The sequence below is a fragment of the Mordavella massiliensis genome (assembly GCF_016902415.1).
GTDB classification, from domain to species: Bacteria; Bacillota; Clostridia; order Lachnospirales; family Lachnospiraceae; genus Merdimonas; species Merdimonas faecigallinarum.
Genome location: NZ_JACJLV010000086.1, coordinates 1 through 3256, shown reverse-complemented (window position 1 = coordinate 3256; position 3256 = coordinate 1). Strand labels below are relative to the sequence as shown.

General features: G+C 35.9%; 5 protein-coding genes. 4 read left to right on the top strand and 1 reads right to left on the bottom strand.

The features are described from left to right. The first annotated feature begins 61 nt into the window (after nt 1-61). Both H6A13_RS12735 and H6A13_RS13525 read left to right on the top strand, forming a co-directional pair. On the top strand, nt 62-349 hold the full coding sequence (locus tag H6A13_RS12735) for an AAA family ATPase (RefSeq protein ID WP_243424804.1): 288 nt from the start codon (nt 62-64) through the stop codon (nt 347-349). Nucleotides 350-575: 226 nt separating this feature from the next. After that, a complete protein-coding gene (locus H6A13_RS13525; protein WP_338043083.1) occupies nt 576-1028 on the top strand; it encodes an ATP-binding protein in 453 nt (150 codons plus the stop codon). A 73-nt stretch (nt 1029-1101) separates the two neighbouring features. On the opposite strand, the gene H6A13_RS12725 is transcribed toward H6A13_RS13525, so the two are convergent. Beyond that, nucleotides 1102-1620 carry a helix-turn-helix domain-containing protein gene (locus H6A13_RS12725; RefSeq protein WP_204909914.1) on the bottom strand — a complete coding sequence of 173 codons (519 nt, stop codon included), beginning with the start codon at nt 1618-1620 and terminating at the stop codon, nt 1102-1104. Between the two features lie 169 nt (nt 1621-1789). Between H6A13_RS12725 and H6A13_RS12720 the strand changes: the two genes are divergently transcribed. Both H6A13_RS12720 and H6A13_RS12715 read left to right on the top strand, forming a co-directional pair. Further along, nucleotides 1790-2758, top strand: coding sequence for a CBASS cGAMP synthase (locus H6A13_RS12720; protein WP_204909913.1), 969 nt, complete (start codon nt 1790-1792; stop codon nt 2756-2758). Further along, on the top strand, nt 2751-3256 hold a 506-nt coding region (locus H6A13_RS12715; RefSeq protein WP_204909912.1), incomplete at its 3' end, for a hypothetical protein. The genes H6A13_RS12720 and H6A13_RS12715, both read left to right, overlap by 8 nt.

Genomic DNA, 3256 nt, shown 5'->3' with positions numbered 1-3256 from the left:
GAATAAGTCTAGATGAACAAAGTGTGTAAAAAGTAGAGCGTACGTTAATAGAGGGGGAAATATGTATTTAAAGAAATTATCCATAGAAAATTTTCGGAAATTTAGAGAACATAATAATACGATACAGTTTGCTGCGTCTAAAGACTATCAAGCTGAGGAATGTCTTAATATAGCACCCAAAACAACATTGCTTGTAGGGAAAAATAATAGTGGAAAAACAACTATTATTGAAGTTTTACGCAGACTTTTAGTATCTGCCATTGGTGCCTGGCACCAATGGTTCGAAGTGACTTTCGTATATGTAACAGGTATTTTCTATCAGTTGGAGAACTATAAAAAGAAAGTGTGACAGTCTGGACAGAAGCAAATAAAGATAATTGGATGGTAGTAAAAGTCCTTTGGTGGTACTAAAAAATGTCTGTCAGAGGGTAGGATATTTTAATCAGAACCAGTGGAGCTTTAATTACAAGGCCTCTGCGGGTTCTTATACATTGTTTTTGGCGTTGACGGCATAACCCGCAAAGTAGTCGGCATCTTGAAAAATATTATTTTTTTCAGAGATTGATGCTATCACAGTGGCAATTTCCATTAGCTGTGAGCCGGTTGTCATTCCAGAGTTGATTTGCAGACCATTGAAATCTGAAGCACAGAAAGAAACGGGCAAGGATGTGATCAAGAATGTACTGCTTAGCCGGGGAAAGATGATTTTCTTTCCTATATTCAATGTGGAATGTTCAAAGGTAAAACTGGAAGGTATCTATCGTAAGGACATTTATGAGTTGCCGCCGGACAGTATCAGAGAGCTTATCATCAATGCTGTTATGAATTGCAGTTATTTGCAAAATTCATATATTCAGCTAGCCATCTATGATGAGCGATTGGGAATCACCTCCCCTGGCGGTCTTATGCCCGGTGTGACGCTGGACAAGATGAAAGAGGGATATTCCAAGATACGAAATCGCGCGCTTCCCAATGCATTCTCCTATATGAATTTGATTGAGGCATGGGGCAGGGCATTCCGAAGTTGATGAAATCCATGAGGGAATATGGACTGCGTGAGCCGGAGTTCTGCGATATGGAGATTGGATTTCGCATCAATCTCTATCGCAATACAGAGGATGCACTAGAGGATACCACCCGAGGAGCTGAAAAACTATCCGAGTTACCATCCAAGTTAGGATGACGGAAGAAGATAAAGCCGTATTGACGGCAATCAAAGAGCAACACAATATCACTCAGAAAGAAATAGTAGCTAAATTGGGCTGGAAAGTTGACCGTGTGAAGTATTATCTCAACAAAATGAAGCATCGGAATATTGTTAAGCGCGTTGAAACCAGCCAAAAGGGATACTGGGAGGTTGTAATCGAGGATAATAAGTTCCTTACTGAAATCAGAATCTATCGTAGGTTGCGTATACGGCTTTACCCATTGGGCTTTGATCCCCATCTGCCGTATATAATTCGCAACCGTTTTTAATGAAATTTTTTTACCACTTTTCCATAGTTCTCTGGTGATTTTAGGAGCGCTGTAGTTTTGGTGGAAATCTTCATAGATTTTTAGAATTTTTTCTTTGACCGCCCCGAGGTGTTTTTCAGCAGCAGAAGAGCATCTTTTTTTCATGCGTTATAACCGGATCGTGGTACACGGTACCTGTGTTTTACCGGTATTTTCTAAAAACCCCCAAAGTTGTTATAAATTAAAGTTGACTAATTCATATAAAAGTGATAGCTTGTATTTAGTAGCAGCCTTCTAAGATGAGTGCTAACGTGTTTTGAACGGAGGTAATATAATGTTAGACTTAAATAAGTTGTTTGAAGAATTTTGTGAAGAGATTTCATTGACAAGAACATATAAAGAAAAAATAATGAGAGGTCGTAATGCCTTACGTACTAAAATAAGCAATAGGTTTGAAGAAAAGGGACGAAAAAAACCAAAGCATTGCACTCAAGGATCTTATTCAATGCACACTGCTATTATGCCTACAGGCGATGATGAATTTGATCTCGATAATGGGGTGTATTTGCAAGGGTACTCAACAGAACAGGATGTTTGGCCGTCAACGCAAACGGTACATACATGGGTAAAAGATGCTGTTAATGGTCACACATCTAATTTACCAATAGATAAAAATACTTGCATAAGAGTTGTATACGAGGATAAATATCATATTGATTTGCCAATCTATATTATGGGCGAAAACAGCGATGGTGATAGTATTGCATATTTAGCCCATAAGAGTAAAGGATGGATTGAAAGTGATCCAAAAGCTTTCACAAAATGGTTCCAAGGCTTTGTTGATGATAATGGTCAGCAAATACGGCATATGGTTAAATATTTAAAGGCGTGGAAGGATTACAAAAATATTGATATTAAAGGTATGGCAATAACAATTTTAGTGTGCAATAATTTTAGTGTTACTGAAAATCGCGATGATATTTCATTATTAGATACAGTAACAAATATTATAGATTCCTTAGAGGATAGTTTTCATTGTTTTAAGCCAGTGACACCCACAGATGAAGATCTGTTTGCAGATATCAGTGAAACATCTAAAAATTCAATAATTAATGGGTTAAATAATTTAAAAAGAAAACTTGATATAGCTATAAATGAAAAAAGTAATGAAAAAGATGCGACAGATATTCTTCGAAAAGTATTTGGAGATAGATTTCCAAATGGAGAAGATGCCAATAAAGATATATCAGATAAAACAGTAGCTCCTATAAACTTGGGGAATGAGGATAGTCATTTTGCATAAGAACGTATATGAATTTTTAATGAAAAACGGAATTGATTGTGATTATGATGAGGATAATGATGAAATAAAAATCTGCATTACAATAGAGAATATCAATTTTAAATTACTTATGAAATTCCCGCACTATTATCCATATGAATTCCCAGAGGTATATATTGATGATACAAAAGGACTCATTATACCTCATATGTATACTAACAATAGACTGTGTTTATATGATACAAATGAAGTTTTGCCTAATCCCCAACACTTTCTTGAAGATGCATTGGACAGTGTTATGCGTGCAAAAAAGTTATTAATAGAAAGTAAAAAGGGCGAGAATATAATTGACTATCAAATAGAGAATATTTCATTTTGGGAAGCAAAAGCTACTGGAAGAGTAGATTATTTGGGAGACAGAAATTTAACTACCCATCTATTATGGCGGTATGAATGGCTAGAAGAATATAATATAGTTGCTGATGATCGGGAAAAAATTGCCGAATTTATTAGTAATTC